Source organism: Nonomuraea spiralis (genome assembly GCF_014648435.1).
GTDB lineage: Bacteria > Actinomycetota > Actinomycetes > Streptosporangiales > Streptosporangiaceae > Nonomuraea > Nonomuraea spiralis.
The window spans coordinates 130307-145695 of the sequence record NZ_BMRC01000015.1 but is presented as its reverse complement, the minus strand read 5'-3'; the positions used below and the strand labels follow the sequence as shown (position 1 = coordinate 145695).

Below are 15389 nucleotides of genomic sequence, written 5' to 3'. Positions count from 1 at the left end.
TCCCTGACCCTGAAGGCCGGTAGCAGCCGACGCAGGGAGCAAAAGATGGGAACCTGGGCGCGACGGGGCGGGCCGCTGGCCGCCGCCTGGCTGGTGGTGGCGGGCCTGGCGGCCCTGCCGGTCGAGCACGCCGAAGCGGCGGCGGCCACGCAACCCGTGACGATCCGCATCATGTCGGTCGAGTGCGCGTCCGCCTGCGACGGCACCGGCATCGAATCGGCCGGTATGGGCCCGCCGGACTTCTACGGGGTCCTGTCCATCGGCTCGCAGTCGATGACGACACCCGTCGTGCCCGACAAGGCCCAGGTGTTCGCCCCGCAGGGCTGGACGTTGACCGCCGACGTCCCCACGTCCCTGCCGGAGGCCGAGCTCGTCGTACAGATCAAGGACGAGGACCCGGGCGTGGACCCCAACGGCGACGACGTGGCCGACATCTCGGCCAGAAGCGGCGACACCTCCGCCCGCATCAAACTGAACCTGGTGAACGGCAAGCTGTCCGGCGACCTCACCGACCCGACCGGCTGCACCAGGGGCGGCGGCGACGGCCACCCCGTCCAGGTCTGCTACGACATCCGCCCCTACAGCTTCGAGGACGGCGACGGCGACAGCTTCACCGACTACGCCGAGTACCGGGGCCTCGACTTCGACAACGACGGCACCATCGACCTGCACCTGGAGCAATGGGCCGACCCGCGGCGGCGCGACCTGTTCGTGGAGATCGACTGGATGACGGGGTTCGCACCGCAGAACGGCGTGCTGCCGGCCGTCGAGCAGGTCTTCGCCCGTGCCCCCGTCACCAACCCCACGACCCACCAGCAGGGCCTGGCACTGCACCTGATCCCCGACGAGGAGGTCCCCTACAGCGAGGCGCTGCGCCTGGAGAACGACCGCGACCCCAACGTGACCGACTTCGACGACCTGAAGTGGGGCAGCCCCGACCTGACCTGCGCGCACGGCGGCGAGGACGGCCACTTCGGCACGTCCGCCGACCGCTCCAGCCCGCTGTGCGAGCAGATCCTGCTGTTCAAGCGGCTGCGCTTCCGCTACGGCATCTTCGCCAACGGCCTCTACCCGCCCACCGTGCCGGGGCCGAACAACACCCCGGTGCCCAACACCTCCTCCGGCCGGGCCGAGCTGGACGACCGCGGCGGCAACGACTTCACCGTCACGCTCGGCAGGCTCGCCGCGCAGATGAACCTGGCCGACTTCGGCGGCCGCGCCGCCGCAGAGGAGGCCACCCTGCTGCACGAACTCGGCCACACCTTCGGCCTCGGGCACGGCGGCCGCACCGACAACGGCCGCGTGGACCTGATCAACTGCAAGCCCAACTATCTGAGCGTGATGAACTACCCGCTGCAGTTCGCCACGGCGGCGTCCCTGCCGGCCAAACAGCAGCTCGACCCCAACCGGCCACTGGACTACCAGCGCCTCGACAACGTCCAGACGCTGAACGAGGCGGCGCTGGACGAGACGGCCCTGCCGGGCGTGGCGGGCGCGGGCTCGCGGCTCATCATCTGGGGCGGCAACGGGGCGAACCTCTGGTTCCACGACCCGGCCAACGGGCAGCTCAACTGGAAGGTCGACTTCCTGCCGAGCGGCGGCCCCCGGCTGGAGCGCTCGGTCGCCGTCGATCTCAACCACCTCACCATGTTCACCGGGTGCGACCAGCCCACGCCGGGACAGCAACTGGTCAGCCGTCCCGACTGGGACCGTCTCGTGTACGACTTCAGCAGCAGCCCGCTGTTCTCCGACGGCGTCCACGGCACGCCCCCCGACGAGATCGACGCCGTGGATCTGCGGCGGCTCACCGCGGCCGACCTCAACGTGACCAAGACCGTCGACAAGAGCGACGCCCTGCCCGGCGACGAGCTCACCTACACGATCACCGCGGGCAACGCCGGACCCGCCACCGCCACCGCCGTCTCCGTCACCGACACCCCGCCCACCGGCCAGGACGTCACCCGTACCCTGCCCGACCTGCCCGCCGACGGGCACGCCGAGCAGAAGGTGACCTACATCGTGCCGTGCGCGGTCACCGACGGCCAGGTGCTGACCAATCGGGTGAAGGTCACCGGCAAGGACGCCGCCGGACAACCTGAACCCGACTGGATGCTGGCCGACAACAGCGCCACCGCGGACACCACCGCCCACACCCCCCGCCTGTCGCTCGCCGTGGAGGGCACGCCGTCGGCCGGCGCGGGTGAGACGCTCACGTACACCGTCACCTACCGCAACACCGGCTCCGCCCCGGCGACCGGCGTGGTCCTCACCTTGGACGCGCCCGACGGCGTCTCACCGCGTACCCTGCGCCAGGAGGTGGGCACGGTGGCGGCGGGCGCGTCGGGCACCGCGCGGTTCGCCGTCCGTACGAGCCTGCTGACGGCGGGCGGGAGCGCCGTCACGGTCGGGGCCTCGGCCGCGTACGGCGGGGCGGGCGGTTGCGCCTACCCGGCCGCGAACGCCACGGCCACCAGCACCGTCACCGAGCAGCCGCCCGGCCGCAACCCGCAGATCTCCGCACTGTGGCTGCTGCGCACCGGCAGCCTGCCGGCCGAACTGCTGGCCCGCGTCCAGGCCACCGACACCCGGTTCGACGGCGCCGACGGCTCGGCCGCCGACGGCGTGCTGACGCCCGCCGAGGTACGCCGGGTGTTGCTGAACCCGCTGACCCCGCTGAGGGCCGAGCTCCTGACCGTCTACCTCAACCTGGGGGAACGGCGGGTCAACGCCTCCACCCGCATCGAGTCCCTGATCGCGACCAAGCTGGGCACCGCGACGGTGGCCGCGGCCGCCCGGCACGCCCAGGCGACGCTGGCCCTGCCGGGCACGCCCGCCGACCTGCCCGCGTACGCCACGGCCGAGACCCTGCTGACCTCGATCAACCTCAACCTCAGCCCGCGCTACTGACCTGACGGACAACGGCAGCCGCGACGGTGTCGCGGCTGCCGTTCCCCGCCGAACGCGCGCCACCGCCCGCTGCGTCGCCCTCAGCCGGTGAACTCGCTCGCCAGCAAGCCCATCATCAGGTAGTCGTACAACTTGCCCCCGGTCAGGAAGGACTCCCGCTTGCGGCCCTCCTGGACGAAGCCCACGCGCTCGTAGGCTCGGATGGCTGCGGCGTTCTCGGCGGCCACCCAAAGGGTGACGCGGTGCATGCCGACCTCCTCGAACACGAACCGGCACGCCACCCGGAGGGCGTCGGTCGCATAACCCTTGCCCCAGGCGTCGCGGTCGCCGATGGCGAAGCTCTGCAAGGTGATGTCGCGGGCCACGACGTCGGTGTCGCCCAGGGAGACGTAGCCGATCAATCGGGGGTCGTCGAGGGGTTCGATGCCCAGAAGCATCTGCTCGAAGGTGTTGCGGGGGCGGTTCAGGCCCTTGGCCATGTTCTCGGCCAGGGAGATGGGCGGAGCGCTGTTCATCCAGCGGCCCACCTCCGGGTCGTGGTACCAGCGCCACATGGGTTCGCTGTCAGCGGGTTCGAGGGCGCGCAGGCGGACAAGATCTCCGGTCATCATGGGGCAAGTGGTAGCGGAACGGCCAGGTCAGGGGCAAACCGTTTAAACAGGAGTATGACCTCGCCTGCCGTCCGGATCGGTGGTACGTCGGACCGTTTCCTGTGGTCGGGCGGGGAGGTCAGGGCGGTCCGAGTACGTCCGGGGTGATCAGGGCGCGGGCGGTGGCGGCGAAGTAGTCGCCGGGGGCGGCGTCGGCGAGGCCGAGGATGACGCCTTGGCTGAGGCCGACCAGGAGCGCGCGCAGCGCCGTGGCCAGGCGTTGCGCCTGGCGTGGTGTGAGGGCGTTCCCGTCGAGGAGCCTGCCGGACAGCAGCGCGGTCAGGCGTTCCTCGTGTGCCTGGACGGAGGCGGCGAGCCTGGGAGCCAGTTCGGGGTCGCGCAGGGCCAGGTCCTGGAGGCTGATCTCGAACGACAGGTGGCGCAGCGCGTCAGGGTCGTCGCACAGGTGACGGTAGTGGCGGGCGAAGACCTCCACCGCCTCGACGAGGCCCACGCCGGCCGGGACAGCTTGCTCGATGCCGTCGTAGTGCGGACCGAGGTAGTCGGTGACCAGGGCGACGAGCAGGCCGTTCTTGCTGCCGAACAGCGAGTAGACGGCGCCGGTGGTCATCCCGGCCTGCTCGGCGGGCCCGCCAGGACGCGGCCGCCCTGTCCACGGCCGAGCTGGTCAGCGCGATCCGCGACAACGCGGACCATCCCTGGAAACCACCGGTCGGCGGCATCGCGGCCGCCCTGGGCCACGATGTGATCCACGGCCTGGACATCACCGTCGCCCTCGGCATCGACCGCCGTGTTCCGGAAGACCGCGTACGCCTCCTCTTGGAACACGTCACTTCCCGGACCGCCAAATTCTTCGGAGCCGATCTCGACGGCGTCGAACTGCGCGCCGACGACCTCGACTGGTCCTTCGGCACCGGCACACCCCTGACCGGCGCCGCCCAGGACCTCCTGCTGGTCACCTACGGCCGCAAGCTCCCACCGGGACACCTCCACGGCACGGCACAGGATCGATACGTCGCCGGGAAATGAGGCCGGGGCCGCTCGTGACGGTGTTGCGGGCTGCCAGGCTGAGGCAGCGTCCACAGGCGGCGCCGTTCGTGTCTGCCGCGACCGTGCGGCGTGGTGACGGCCTCCGGGACCGTCACCGCCGGCCGCTCGGCCCAGGTGCGCAAGACCGAGGCCCCGGGAATTGGCGTCAGGCTCCGATCAGGCCCGAATCCGGCTGCGGGCTTACGGGCCCGGAGGGAAGACGCCCTGGCCCGGAGTGAGGATTCCGTCGGGGTCGTAGCGTTCACGGGCCGCCTCGAAGGCCGCCCATTCGGGGCCGTAGTGGGTGCGCCACTCCTCAGGCGTGGTGGGTATGGAGCCGACCGGGTACTGGTATCCCCCGACGGCTTGGGCGCTCAGGTAGAGGGAACGGTTGGCCTCCACCATGTCCTGCGGGCTCCCGGCTCCCAGCGAGGCGGTTCTGAGCAGTGTGAAGAGGAAGACCGTCTCCTCGTCGGGCAGTCGCAGCAAGGGCAGGTTCACGCGGGCGCGGGGGAAGGGATAGAGCAGGACCACGCCGCTGGCACCGACCTCGGTCTCGGTCAGTTCCTTGATGGCGGCCTCCACGAAGGCGTCGGTACGGCTCGCGGGCAGGAACATGTTCCACCAGGGGTGCGGGCGGTACCACTCGCCTGTGGACTTCAGGTAGGCGACGCCCTCGGCGAGCCGGTTGAGGAAGTCGAAATAGGACATGTCCTGGATCTCCCGGTCGACGGGCTGGTCGCTCAGCCCGTCGAGCAGCCTGGCGTCGTCCGGCGGGGTCGTGCCGTCGAAGAAGGCGACCGCTTCAAGCTGGTAACTCCAGCCGGCGGAGCCGGTCGGCAGCCCGAGCTCTCCCTCCACGTAGGCGAAGCGGCCGTCGTTGACCACGCGCTGCTGGTCGGCGGTCAGCGCGGCGACGCTCGGGTAGGAGAGCAGGTAGTGGCGGACCGTCGCGGGGGCGGGCAGCAGGCGTACGGTGGCCTTGGTGATGATGCCGCACTGTCCTCTGCCGGCCAGCGCCGCGTGGAAGAGGTCGGGGCGCAGCTGCGCGGAACACCTCCTCAGGCCGGCCTCCCCCGTGACGATTTCCAGCTCCACGACGCTGTCCGCCTGGGATCCGTGGTGGTGGGTCTGGCCGCCGACACCGCCCACCGAGAGCGTGCCACCGACCGAGAGCTCCAGGTAGTCGGTGAAGACCGGCGGGGTCAGGCCGCGGGCCAGGGTCGCCTGCGCCAAGCTGCTCCAGAGCGCGCCCGCCTCGACGACGGCCGTGTCCTCCCGTACCTCGATCGCGTTGAGGGGGGTCATGTCGATGATCAGACCGCCCTCGACCTGGCCCTGACCGAAGGTGGCGTGTCCCTGGCCGCGCGCGGCCACTTGCAGGCCGTGCGTCCGGCAGTACTTCATCATCAGCATGATGTCCGACACGGCGCCGGGCTCCAGCACGGCCCCGGGGAACCGATGGACCAGGTGCCCGAAGTCGTCGGCCGCCTGACCGCGCGAGGCGGGATCGGTCACCACCTTGCCCTTCAGCGGCGGCAGGTCGTCCATCCCCTGAGACCGGTCGGCGTCGGTGACCCACGTACGCGTGGACGGGTCGAAGCCGACCACGGCCGCCTCCGCCGTGCGTAACGCCCGTCTCCACGAATGCCACGTCATACCCGATCCTTTCGCAGCCCGTCACGTCGCGTTGATAATCGCCGACGGCACCCGGCCACGCCACCCGAACGAAACCGGGTGACAGCCACAAAAGGGTTACCGCGGCGCTTCGGGCCTCCACAGGCGAGCGGCGGGGCGGGATGGGCCGATGATTCTCGCGTGTCTGGCCGGCCTGCCATCGGCGACGAGTAAGAAAACAGCCTGAGCGGGTGCGGTCCCCCATGCGGGACACGTTCGGCGACGAGCACACCCAGGCGCCGAACGAGGATCACCCGCCCAGCGCCGATCCCCGCTCGCATCCTTCTCGCCCAAGCCGGAACTGGGTGACGATCCTGAGCCCGGCGCGATGAACTGGCTCTGATTATCCAGTGTCCGGCTGAACCGTCAGGCAAGTCGCCCTGGTACGCGACGACACCCCGACCGAGATCGCCAAGCGCTACCCGCACGCCGGGCCGCTGCTGGGCGCGCGCTGGAATGAAGACCTGGTCGCCGGCTGCTGGCCGGACTTACTGCGGATGGCCGGGTCGCTGAAATACGGCCAGGCCACCGCCTCGCTGATCGTCGGCAAATGGTCGGCCGCCTCGCGGCAGAACACCCTGGCCTCCGCGCTGAAGGAGTGGGGCATCCTCAGAAGGACCGTCCACCTGGCCAAATACCTGTCGGACCCGGCCTTCAGGCGGAAGATCTCCCGGCAGTTGAACAAGGGAGAGAGCCTGCACGCGCTGCGCCGCGACCTGCACTACGCCCAGCAGGGCACCATCACCCGGCCGCATCTGGAGCAGCAGACTGAGCAGGCGTGGTGCCTGACCCTGCTGACCAACTCGGTGGTCGCCTGGACGACAGAATATTATTCCAGAGCGGTGCTGGAGCTGCGCTCCCAGGGCCGGGACGTGCCGGACGAGATCTTGTCGCACATCTCGCCCGGCCACAGCGACAACATCAACTTCTTCGGCGTCATCAACGTCGACGTCGAGGCGGAACTGGCCAAGCTCGACACCAGCGGCTGGCGGCCGCTGCGGCCCGCGCAACTGCGTGAGCTGGGGCTGACGCCCTGACCGGCGTTGTGCCCGTCAGGAAGCTGCCGTGAATGGTTGACCTGGGGGTGGTCGGTGCCGGGCGCGGACCACCCCTCTTGGTGTTCACGGCCTGTTCTTGGTGAGCGCGACGATGACTTGGAGCATGCCGTAGGCGGCCGCCATGGTCTCGGCGTCGAAGGCGACGGTGCGCCCGCTCTGGGTGACGCCGGGCATGAGCGCGGTCTGAACGTGTCACGGGCGAGGTGTCTTCGTCGACCTGGCCGGGCTGCGCTGCGGAGGTTGGCCATGACGTTTAGACGAGAAGCGGCCATTAGCCTTGAGCCCGCACCAAAACCTCGCCGGCTTCTGTTAGGTAATACAGCACGGATCGCCCGGCCCGGCGCCGCTGTATCAAGTGGGCTCCGAGGAGCACCTGCAGGTGGCGGCCAACCGACCCCAGGCCCTGCCCGGTCAGCGCCACGAGCTGGGTGGTGCTCTTCGGTGTGCCGAGGAGGACGAGGACTCCGGCGCGTGCGGTGCCGAGCAGCTTGCCCAGCGACTCGGGCACTGGCGCGCGATCCGGTTCGGCCAGCACGCCTGAGCACGGGTAGATCACGGCATACCGATGGGGTTCGTCCCAGGCGACCCAGGCATGACCAGGCGTGACCGGGACGAACAGCAATTGGGCGCTGGAGATCTCCCGCGGCGGGTAGTCGTTGGCGTTGATCTGCAGGCGGCCGTCACCCAGCCAGCGCATCTCGGGGCGCAGGCCCAGCAGCGCCGCCGCCCAGCCGCCCTGGCTGAGCTGGGTCGTTCGGGAGACGATGTCGGCCTCGATGACACGGCGGCGGCGCGGCCAGTCGGGCAGCACGGTGTGAGTCCACACCCATTCCAGCAGGTCAGCGATGCGTTCGGGGAGATCGTCGCGGTTGAGCTCGGTGGGAAGCCGGCCGCGCAGGGACACCGCCAGGTCCTCGCGGGCGGTTTCCGGTGGTGTGCGGCGGATGCCGTCCAGCTCCTCGGCGAATGTGCGCTCGTCCTGCGTGGGTGCGGGCACGCAGAAGTCGGCGATCCACGTGTGCCCCAGCGCGGCTCGTACGAGTAGGGCGGTGACGGGGTCGAGCCGCTTTCGGTATGCGGGCAGGTAGGCGGCGAGCCAGGACTCCCCGGCCGGATGCGCGGCCGTCCTTGACGCCAGCGCGAACAGGCTCGCGGTCGCCTCGGCCAACGGTGACACGCCGAACCTGCTGCTCGCCAGCGTGTCGGCGTTGAGCTGCCACAATCCCATTGTTTCGCCTCCCTGCGAAACTGTAACGCCCGGCAGGACGGCGGCGTGAAGATCTCGGCATGCGAACCTATGGACAGTTGTTACGCGCGCCCGAGTACACGCCGCTCTTTCTGGCGACCTCCACGCAGGTGGCGGCCTCGACGGTGAGCGGTCTGGCGCTGGGTGCGCTCGTCTACGGCGCGACGCGGTCGCCGCTGCTGGCCGCGCTGAGCATGTTCGGCCCCTCGCTGGCGCAGGTGGCCGGCGCCACGGCGTTACTGTCGGCCGCCGACCGACTGCGGCCCCGAAGCGCGCTGACGGGCATCGCCCTGGTCTTCGGCTTGGGCACCGCGGTGCTGGCCGTACCGGGGCTGCCGGTGTGGGCGGTCTTCGCGGTCGTGATGGGGCTCGGACTGGTGGGCTCGCTGAGCGGCGGGGTGCGGTGGGGGCTGCTGAACGAGATCCTGCCGCAAAGCGGCTACCTGCTGGGTCGCTCGGTAATGAACATGACGGTGAGCTTGCTGCAGATCTGCGGATTCGCGGCCGGCGGTCTGCTGGTGGCCGCGCTATCTGCGCGCGGCACCCTGCTCGTCAGCGCCGCGCTCTACCTCGCTGAGGCGGCCGTCACCCGGTACGGGCTGAGCAACCGGCCGCCGCGAACCGAGGAGCGGCCGTCGGTAGCGGCGACCTGGCGCGTGAACGTGCGGTTGTGGTCGTCGGTCCCCCGCCGGTACGTGTACCTGGCGCTGTGGGTGCCCAACGGGCTGATCGTCGGCTGCGAGTCGCTGTTCGTCCCGTTCGCTCCGCAGCAAGCGGGCGTGCTGTTCGCCGTGTCGGCGGCGGGAATGCTGGCGGGGGACGTGCTGGTGGGGCGCTTCGTGCCGGCCGGGTGGCGGGCACGGCTTGGCGCACCGTTGCGCCTGCTACTGGCGGCACCGTACCTGGTGTTCGCACTGGAGCCCGGGATGTCCGTGGCGGCGGCGGCCGTGGCGCTGGCGTCGGTCGGGTACGCGGCGAGCTTGCTGCTGCAGGAGCGGCTGATGGCGCTGACACCGCAGGAGATGAGCGGTCACGCGCTGGGGCTGCACTCCTCTGGCATGCTCACCATGCAGGGCGTGGGCGCCGCGCTCGCGGGGGCAATCGCGCAGCTCACGTCGACGACAACAGCTATGGCGGTGATGGCCGCGCTGTCCGTGGCGGTCACGCTGGCCCTGGCGAAGGGGCTGCGATCTTAGCAGTGGCGCGGGTGAAGACGGTGTTCACCCAGACCGCTGCCGACAACGAGCTGTTCGCCGAACAGGGCCGCCGCTAGGCCGCCGAGCCCGGCCTGACAGCCGATCGCAGGGACGCGCTCAGCAGATTCCCCGACTCGAGCGGGAGTTGACCCGCAGTATCGCCGCACTCTGGTCGCAGGCGGGGTGGAAGGTGAAGCCGAACCCGGCCGCCATCAGAATCTCGGCGATGGCGCCGAGCATGACCGTCTCGATGCGGCGGCGAAACAACAGCAGCTGGTACTCACGGTGGTCAGGCCGGTCGGCACCCTCGTCGTACGACGACGCGAACAGTTCGTCAGCCGCCCTATAGCGAACCTCCACTTTGTCCCCGTGCCCAGTCAGCCGGTAGCCGGAGCGATCCTGGCTGCTTTCCGGCTCGCCCTCTTCGTCCAGGCCGTCCAGACCGGCCGTGTGCAACACGCACCACACGCTGGTGGCGAGGTCCTTGCCCGCCGGAGTGGAGAATCCTGTCCTGTCTCGTTGTACTTGAGGTACGGGATGACTCTGACCTGCGGTGCCTCAGATTGGATGAGACGGGCGGCGTCGAAGACGTCTCACTGATCATGAGGCAACTCCTCGTTCCGCTCGCCCGGCCTGTAGGCCAGCGCCTGGCCAGAGGCCGGGGCGTCTCATGTATCTGAGGCATCGGAGCGAATACCTCATGATCAGCGAGACGTGCCTCGGGTCGGATGAGACCGGACAAATCCCATGCCGGCCACGGTAGCCGTCCCGGCGGGCTGTGACACAGAACTTGCATCCGGTCGCCGCGCTGACGCCCGAGCAGTACGCCGCGGTGATGGAGCGCTGGACGGCCGCGGCCGCCGCCACCTGGAACCGGCACCTGTCCGCGCTGGTCTCCTTCACCACCTGGGCCCAGCGCCAGGACCTGCTGGCCACCAACCCCGCCCGGCGGCTGGAGCGCCGCAAGAGCGCCCGCCGTGGCGACCGCGCCATCCCGGCCACCCGGCTGGACAAGCTGTTCACCGACCCCGCGCACGCCCTGCGGGAACGCCTGCTGTGGCGGCTCCTGTACGACACGGCCGCCCGCGCCGAGGAAATCCTCACCCTCAACGTCGAAGACCTCGACCTGGAGTTCCGCCGCGCCCGGGTCGTGTCCAAGGGCGGCGCAATCGAGTATGTGCACTGGGCCACCCCCACCGCCCGGCTGCTGCCCCGCCTGCTGGCCGGCCGCACCTGCGGGCCGGTGTTCCTGGCCGACCGGCGCGCTCCTTCCTCCGGCCGCCGCACGCCAGCATCCGGCGACATCTGTCCCGTCACCGGGCGGGGCCGGCTGTCCTACCCGCGCGCCGAATACCTGTTCAAGACCGCCTCGGCCGAGCTCGACCCACACCGTCAGGGGTGGACCTTGCATCAGCTCCGTCATTCGGCGCTCCAGCATCTCGCGCAAGCCGGCCGCACCGCGCCCGAACTGCAGGCCAAAAGCCGCCATCAACACCTGGCCAGCCTCGGCCGCTACGTGCGCCTGGGCGAGGAGACCTCCGCCCGCATCACCGCCGACGCCGACCTCATCCGGCGGCGCCGCCCTCGCTGACCGCACCACACCAGAGCGGCCGACCGCTCAGCATGCCAGCCACACCCGCAGAACCTGCTCGGCATCGCGATCGCGCTGGCTCCACAGCGGCCGCCGTCCTTGGCCGAAGCCGAACCTCGGCTCATCATCGCCCATGATCCCACCGTAGACGCCTCGCGACTGCCGTCCAGGCCCTGTGCATCGCCGTAGGTCAGGCAAATCTGTTGGAAATTTCCCCGGGACTACAGCGAGGCCGACCTTGTCTCCCGGTGTCGTCGCTCATGATCCACACCGTAAGCGAATCGAGACCTTAGCCATAGGAGTTCGGAATCACCGCAGGTCAGACGCAACTTCGTTGAGAATTTCTTCATTGCTACTAGAACCCCTACGACGCCGGCGGGCAGCTCCGCGTCGTCGGCCGCCGCCGTGATCGCCTACGACGGCGCGCTCAACGACCCTCGGATACGTAAGCAACCAAAGTTGACTATGTCAGATTAGGCAACTAAGGTTGCTTACATGCCGACAGAAGACGTATCCGCCCCCCAGGACCCCGCCGACGCGCTCGCGGCGGTCGCGGGACTGCGGCGCCTGGCCGACCGGCTCGGGCGGCAGGCGATCAGGGACGCGCTGGACCGGCAGTTCGAGCACAGACTCGACGCGGCCGGGGTGTCCCTCGCCTCCTACAACCTCCCGAAGCCCTTCCGCGACCCCGAGGAGCATCCGAAGCCCGGCGCCTCCACCCAGCTCGCGATCGAGCGCGGCTTCGCCGCCGCCAACGGCAAGGGGGGCCTGCGTCCCGCCCATCTGCTGCTCGGCGTCCTGAGCGCCGACGCCGACACGGTTCCCCGCGCTCTGACCGGCGTCGACCGGGCCGGCCTGATGGATCGCGTCGAGGAGACGCTCACGCGCGAAAGCCGGTAACCAGCACCCCCTAGCCCCTACGCTCCGGCCCCGGTTCGGGCCGCGATGCGCCATGCCCTCGCGCCGGGCTTCGCCGGCATGTGCTCCGGCACGAGGTCATCCGAACACGAAAAGAGGTCATTTCATGACGAAGAGCAACGGCATCGTGCTCGACGTCGACGGGCTGCGCATGCGCTACGGCTCGCTCGACGTCCTGCACGACGTCACGTTCCAGGTCCGCCACGGCGAGGTTCTGGCTCTGCTGGGGCCGAACGGCGCGGGCAAGACCACCACGATCGAGATCCTGGAGGGCTTCCGCATCCGGTCGCAGGGCCGGGTCTCGGTGCTCGGCGCCGATCCCGCGCACGGCGACGAGCTGTGGCGGGCCAGGCTCGGGATCGTGCTGCAGTCCTGGCGCGACCACGGCAAATGGCGGGTACGCGAGTTCCTCGCCCACCTCGGCACCTACTACGCCCCCTACGCCGCCCCCGGGATCCCGCGGCCCTGGGACTCCGACGAGCTGATCGAGAGGGTCGGCCTGACCGAGCACGCCGGCAAGAAGCTCAAGACACTGTCGGGCGGCCAGCGGCGCAGGCTCGACGTGGCGATCGGCCTCGTGGGGCGCCCGGAGGTGTTGTTCCTCGACGAGCCGACCACCGGTTTCGACCCGCAGGCCAGGTCCGACTTCCACGATCTCGTACGCGACCTGGCCGACGCCCGCGAGACCACCGTCCTGCTCACCACCCATGACCTGGACGAGGCCGAGAAGCTGGCCGACCGCATCCTCGTGCTGAACGGCGGCCGGATCGTCGCCGACGGCACCGCCGCCGAGCTGGCACGGCGGATCGCCGGCGAGGACGAGGTGCGCTGGATACGCGACGGGCGGCGGTACGTCGAGAGGACGCCCGACTCGACCACGTTCGTCCGCGAGCTGTTCGCCCGCCACGGCGACGACGTCCGGGAGCTGGAGGTCCATCGGGCCTCGCTGGAGCAGACGTACCTGGCGCTGGTGCGCGAGGCCGAGGGAGAGACCCGATGAACACGGCCGTACTGCGCGCGGGCTGGTCCCGGGGCCTGATCGAGCTGCGGCAGTCGTTCACCAACGGCGCCGAGCTGTTCTCCCACTTCCTGTGGCCGGCCCTGATGGTCGCCACGCTGCTCTTCATCCGGGACCTGCCGGTCGGCGCCCTCCTTCTCGGCGCCCTGGCCTTACCCGGCATCCTCGGCATGAACGCCGCGACCGGCCTGATCGGCATGAGCCAGCAGCTCACCGCCGACCGCGAGGACGGCACGCTGCTGCGTGCCAAGGCGACCCCGAACGGGATGCCCGCCTACCTGATCGGCAAGGTGATCTCGGTGTCCGGCGGCCTGCTGGCCGATCTGGTGATCTTCCTCGTGCCCGCCGTGCTCCTCGTCGAGGGCCTGCGGATCGGCCCGGATTCCTGGCCTGGCCTGGCCTGGGTGCTGGCGCTCGGTCTGGTCGCGACCCTGCCCATCGGCGCGGTCCTGGGCTCGGTGTTCACCACCGCACGCGCCCAAGGGCTGGTCCAGCTGCCGTTCCTCGCCCTGATCGGGATCTCCGGCATCTTCTACCCGATCACCTCGCTGCCCGAGTGGCTTCAGTGGATCGCCCAGATCTTCCCCATCTACTGGATGGGACTCGGCATGCGCTCAGCCCTGCTGCCGGACTCGGCGGTCGCCGTCGAGATCGGCGAGTCCTGGCGGCACCTGGAGACCGCCGGAGTGCTGGGCGCCTGGGCGGTGCTCGGCCTGCTCGTGGCGCCGGTCGTGCTGCGGCGGATGGCACGCGGGGAGTCCGGCTCGACGGTGGCGGCACGCCGTGAGCGTGCCCTGCGGCGGGTCGGGTGAAGGCCGTGACCGTCACGACGGTGACCGGCCGATCCCTGGCGCCGGACCTGGCCCGGGGCGTGATGTTGCTGGCGATCGCGGTGGCGCACGCGCCGGTGTTCGCCACCGGCACGGCTTTCGGGGTGCTCGACGGCGTGGCCGCGTTCCTCGATCATCTGCTCGCCCACAACCAGGCCCGGCCGATGTTCGTGTTGATGTTCGGCTACGCGCTGGGCCAGTTCGCGCACCGGCATCAGGTGAGGGGCGGGGACTGGGGCTCGCTCAAGAAGCTCCTGCGGCGCCGGAGCCGATGGCTGATCGTCATCGGCTTCGTGCACGGCGTGCTCCTGCCGGTGGACATCATCGCGGTGTACGGACTGACGCTGCTGATGCTCGTCCCGCTCGTACGGGCCCGGGACTCGGTGTTGTGCTGGACGGCCGCCCTGACCCTCCTCCCGGCGGTGCTCGTGACCTCCGGGCCGGTCCTGCTGGCCCTGACCGGCGCCGTGGACGTCGCGGGAGCCGGGATCATGCCGGCCGACCTCGGCTCCCATCTGCTGTCCGGCCTCCAGATGTGGCCGGTGAAGACGGTCCTGGGCACGATCGACATCGTTCCGGGCATGATGCTGGGCATCTGGGCGGCTCGCCGCCGCGTCCTGGACGAGCCCGAGCGGCACCGGACGCTGCTGCGTCGCGTCACCGTGATCTGCCTCGGCGTCGCGCTCGCCGGCCGGCTCCCCGGAGCCCTGCTGCTGTCCGGCGTGTGGACGCCTCCCGCGCCTTGGGCCGCCGTCCTCGTGCACACCCTCACCGGGTATGCCGGCGGCATCGGCCTGGCGGCCCTCATGGGGCTCATCGCGACACGGTCCCGCCCCGGCCCCCTCACCGCCGCCCTCGCCGCCCTCGGCCGGCGCTCGCTGACCTTCTACCTGTTCCAGTCAGCGGTGTTCCTCGCCCTGTTCTACCCGTTCACGCTGGACCTGTCCGACGACGTGGGCTTCGCCGCCGCCTTCGGCATCGCCCTCGCGATCGGCGCCGTCTCGATCGTCCTCGCAACCTGGCTGCACCGCACAGGCCACCGAGGCCCGATGGAGGTCCTCCTACGGCGCCTGACCTACGGCCGCCGCAACACGACGGCCTAGAGTTCTTCAGCCGGTAGGCCTGTGGCGGGTGGCACGCTGGTCACGCGGTTCGGGGACGGTGTGGCCGATCTTGGGGCGGCGTGGGTTGGCGCGGGAGGAGTACGCGGATCGCGCACTTTGCGATCCAAGAGGTGGGCCGGGCATGAAGGTTGCCAAGACAGGTGATGACCTTGGAGGCTCTCCTTGCCGACGCTTGCGACCTTCC

At 70.3% G+C, this 15389-nt stretch carries 14 protein-coding genes; 9 read left to right on the top strand and 5 right to left on the bottom strand.

What is annotated here, in order from left to right; all coding sequences use genetic code 11:
- Positions 1-45: 45 nt before the first annotated feature.
- The gene (locus IEZ27_RS32710; protein WP_189650774.1) at positions 46-2907 is read left to right on the top strand and encodes a DUF7507 domain-containing protein; all 2862 of its coding nucleotides are present in this window, start codon (positions 46-48) and stop codon (positions 2905-2907) included.
- 80 nt (positions 2908-2987) lie between these two features.
- Here the strand turns inward: IEZ27_RS32710 and IEZ27_RS32705 are convergent, their stop codons facing one another.
- Together IEZ27_RS32705 and IEZ27_RS32700 are read right to left on the bottom strand one after the other, a co-directional pair.
- Positions 2988-3518, bottom strand: a complete 531-nt coding sequence (locus tag IEZ27_RS32705) for a GNAT family N-acetyltransferase (protein ID WP_189650773.1) — start codon at positions 3516-3518, stop codon at positions 2988-2990.
- A 118-nt stretch (positions 3519-3636) separates the two neighbouring features.
- The gene (locus tag IEZ27_RS32700) at positions 3637-4128 is read right to left on the bottom strand and encodes a TetR/AcrR family transcriptional regulator (RefSeq protein WP_189650772.1); all 492 of its coding nucleotides are present in this window, start codon (positions 4126-4128) and stop codon (positions 3637-3639) included.
- A 134-nt stretch (positions 4129-4262) separates the two neighbouring features.
- On the opposite strand from IEZ27_RS32700, the gene IEZ27_RS32695 reads away from it, so the two are divergent.
- Positions 4263-4547, top strand: a complete 285-nt coding sequence (locus IEZ27_RS32695; RefSeq protein WP_229824560.1) for a maleylpyruvate isomerase mycothiol-dependent enzyme family protein — start codon at positions 4263-4265, stop codon at positions 4545-4547.
- A 201-nt stretch (positions 4548-4748) separates the two neighbouring features.
- On the opposite strand, the gene IEZ27_RS32690 is transcribed toward IEZ27_RS32695, so the two are convergent.
- Entirely contained in the window at positions 4749-6206 is a 1458-nt protein-coding gene (locus tag IEZ27_RS32690; RefSeq protein ID WP_189650771.1) for an FAD-binding protein, read from the bottom strand.
- A 398-nt stretch (positions 6207-6604) separates the two neighbouring features.
- Between IEZ27_RS32690 and IEZ27_RS32685 the strand changes: the two genes are divergently transcribed.
- A complete protein-coding gene (locus IEZ27_RS32685) occupies positions 6605-7261 on the top strand; it encodes a Tn3 family transposase (protein ID WP_189650849.1) in 657 nt (218 codons plus the stop codon).
- 292 nt (positions 7262-7553) lie between these two features.
- On the opposite strand, the gene IEZ27_RS32680 is transcribed toward IEZ27_RS32685, so the two are convergent.
- On the bottom strand, positions 7554-8510 hold the full coding sequence (locus IEZ27_RS32680) for a DUF5937 family protein (RefSeq protein WP_189650770.1): 957 nt from the start codon (positions 8508-8510) through the stop codon (positions 7554-7556).
- A 59-nt stretch (positions 8511-8569) separates the two neighbouring features.
- Between IEZ27_RS32680 and IEZ27_RS32675 the strand changes: the two genes are divergently transcribed.
- Positions 8570-9724: an MFS transporter gene (locus IEZ27_RS32675; RefSeq protein ID WP_189650769.1), complete on the top strand. Its 1155-nt coding sequence runs from the start codon at positions 8570-8572 to the stop codon at positions 9722-9724.
- A gap of 117 nt (positions 9725-9841) precedes the next feature.
- On the opposite strand, the gene IEZ27_RS32670 is transcribed toward IEZ27_RS32675, so the two are convergent.
- A complete protein-coding gene (locus IEZ27_RS32670) occupies positions 9842-10183 on the bottom strand; it encodes a hypothetical protein (protein ID WP_189650768.1) in 342 nt (113 codons plus the stop codon).
- 319 nt (positions 10184-10502) lie between these two features.
- On the opposite strand from IEZ27_RS32670, the gene IEZ27_RS32665 reads away from it, so the two are divergent.
- From IEZ27_RS32665 to IEZ27_RS32645, 5 genes are all read left to right on the top strand, one after another.
- Positions 10503-11315 (top strand): tyrosine-type recombinase/integrase, encoded by an 813-nt coding sequence (locus IEZ27_RS32665; protein ID WP_229824559.1) that lies wholly within the window; start codon positions 10503-10505, stop codon positions 11313-11315.
- A 495-nt stretch (positions 11316-11810) separates the two neighbouring features.
- Entirely contained in the window at positions 11811-12215 is a 405-nt protein-coding gene (locus IEZ27_RS32660) for a Clp protease (protein WP_189650767.1), read from the top strand.
- Between the two features lie 124 nt (positions 12216-12339).
- Positions 12340-13233: an ABC transporter ATP-binding protein gene (locus IEZ27_RS32655; RefSeq protein ID WP_189650766.1), complete on the top strand. Its 894-nt coding sequence runs from the start codon at positions 12340-12342 to the stop codon at positions 13231-13233.
- A complete protein-coding gene (locus IEZ27_RS32650; protein WP_189650765.1) occupies positions 13230-14063 on the top strand; it encodes an ABC transporter permease in 834 nt (277 codons plus the stop codon). Before IEZ27_RS32655 ends, IEZ27_RS32650 begins: the two co-directional genes overlap by 4 nt.
- A gap of 5 nt (positions 14064-14068) precedes the next feature.
- Positions 14069-15184 carry a DUF418 domain-containing protein gene (locus tag IEZ27_RS32645; RefSeq protein WP_229824558.1) on the top strand — a complete coding sequence of 372 codons (1116 nt, stop codon included), beginning with the start codon at positions 14069-14071 and terminating at the stop codon, positions 15182-15184.
- Positions 15185-15389 lie beyond the last annotated feature (205 nt).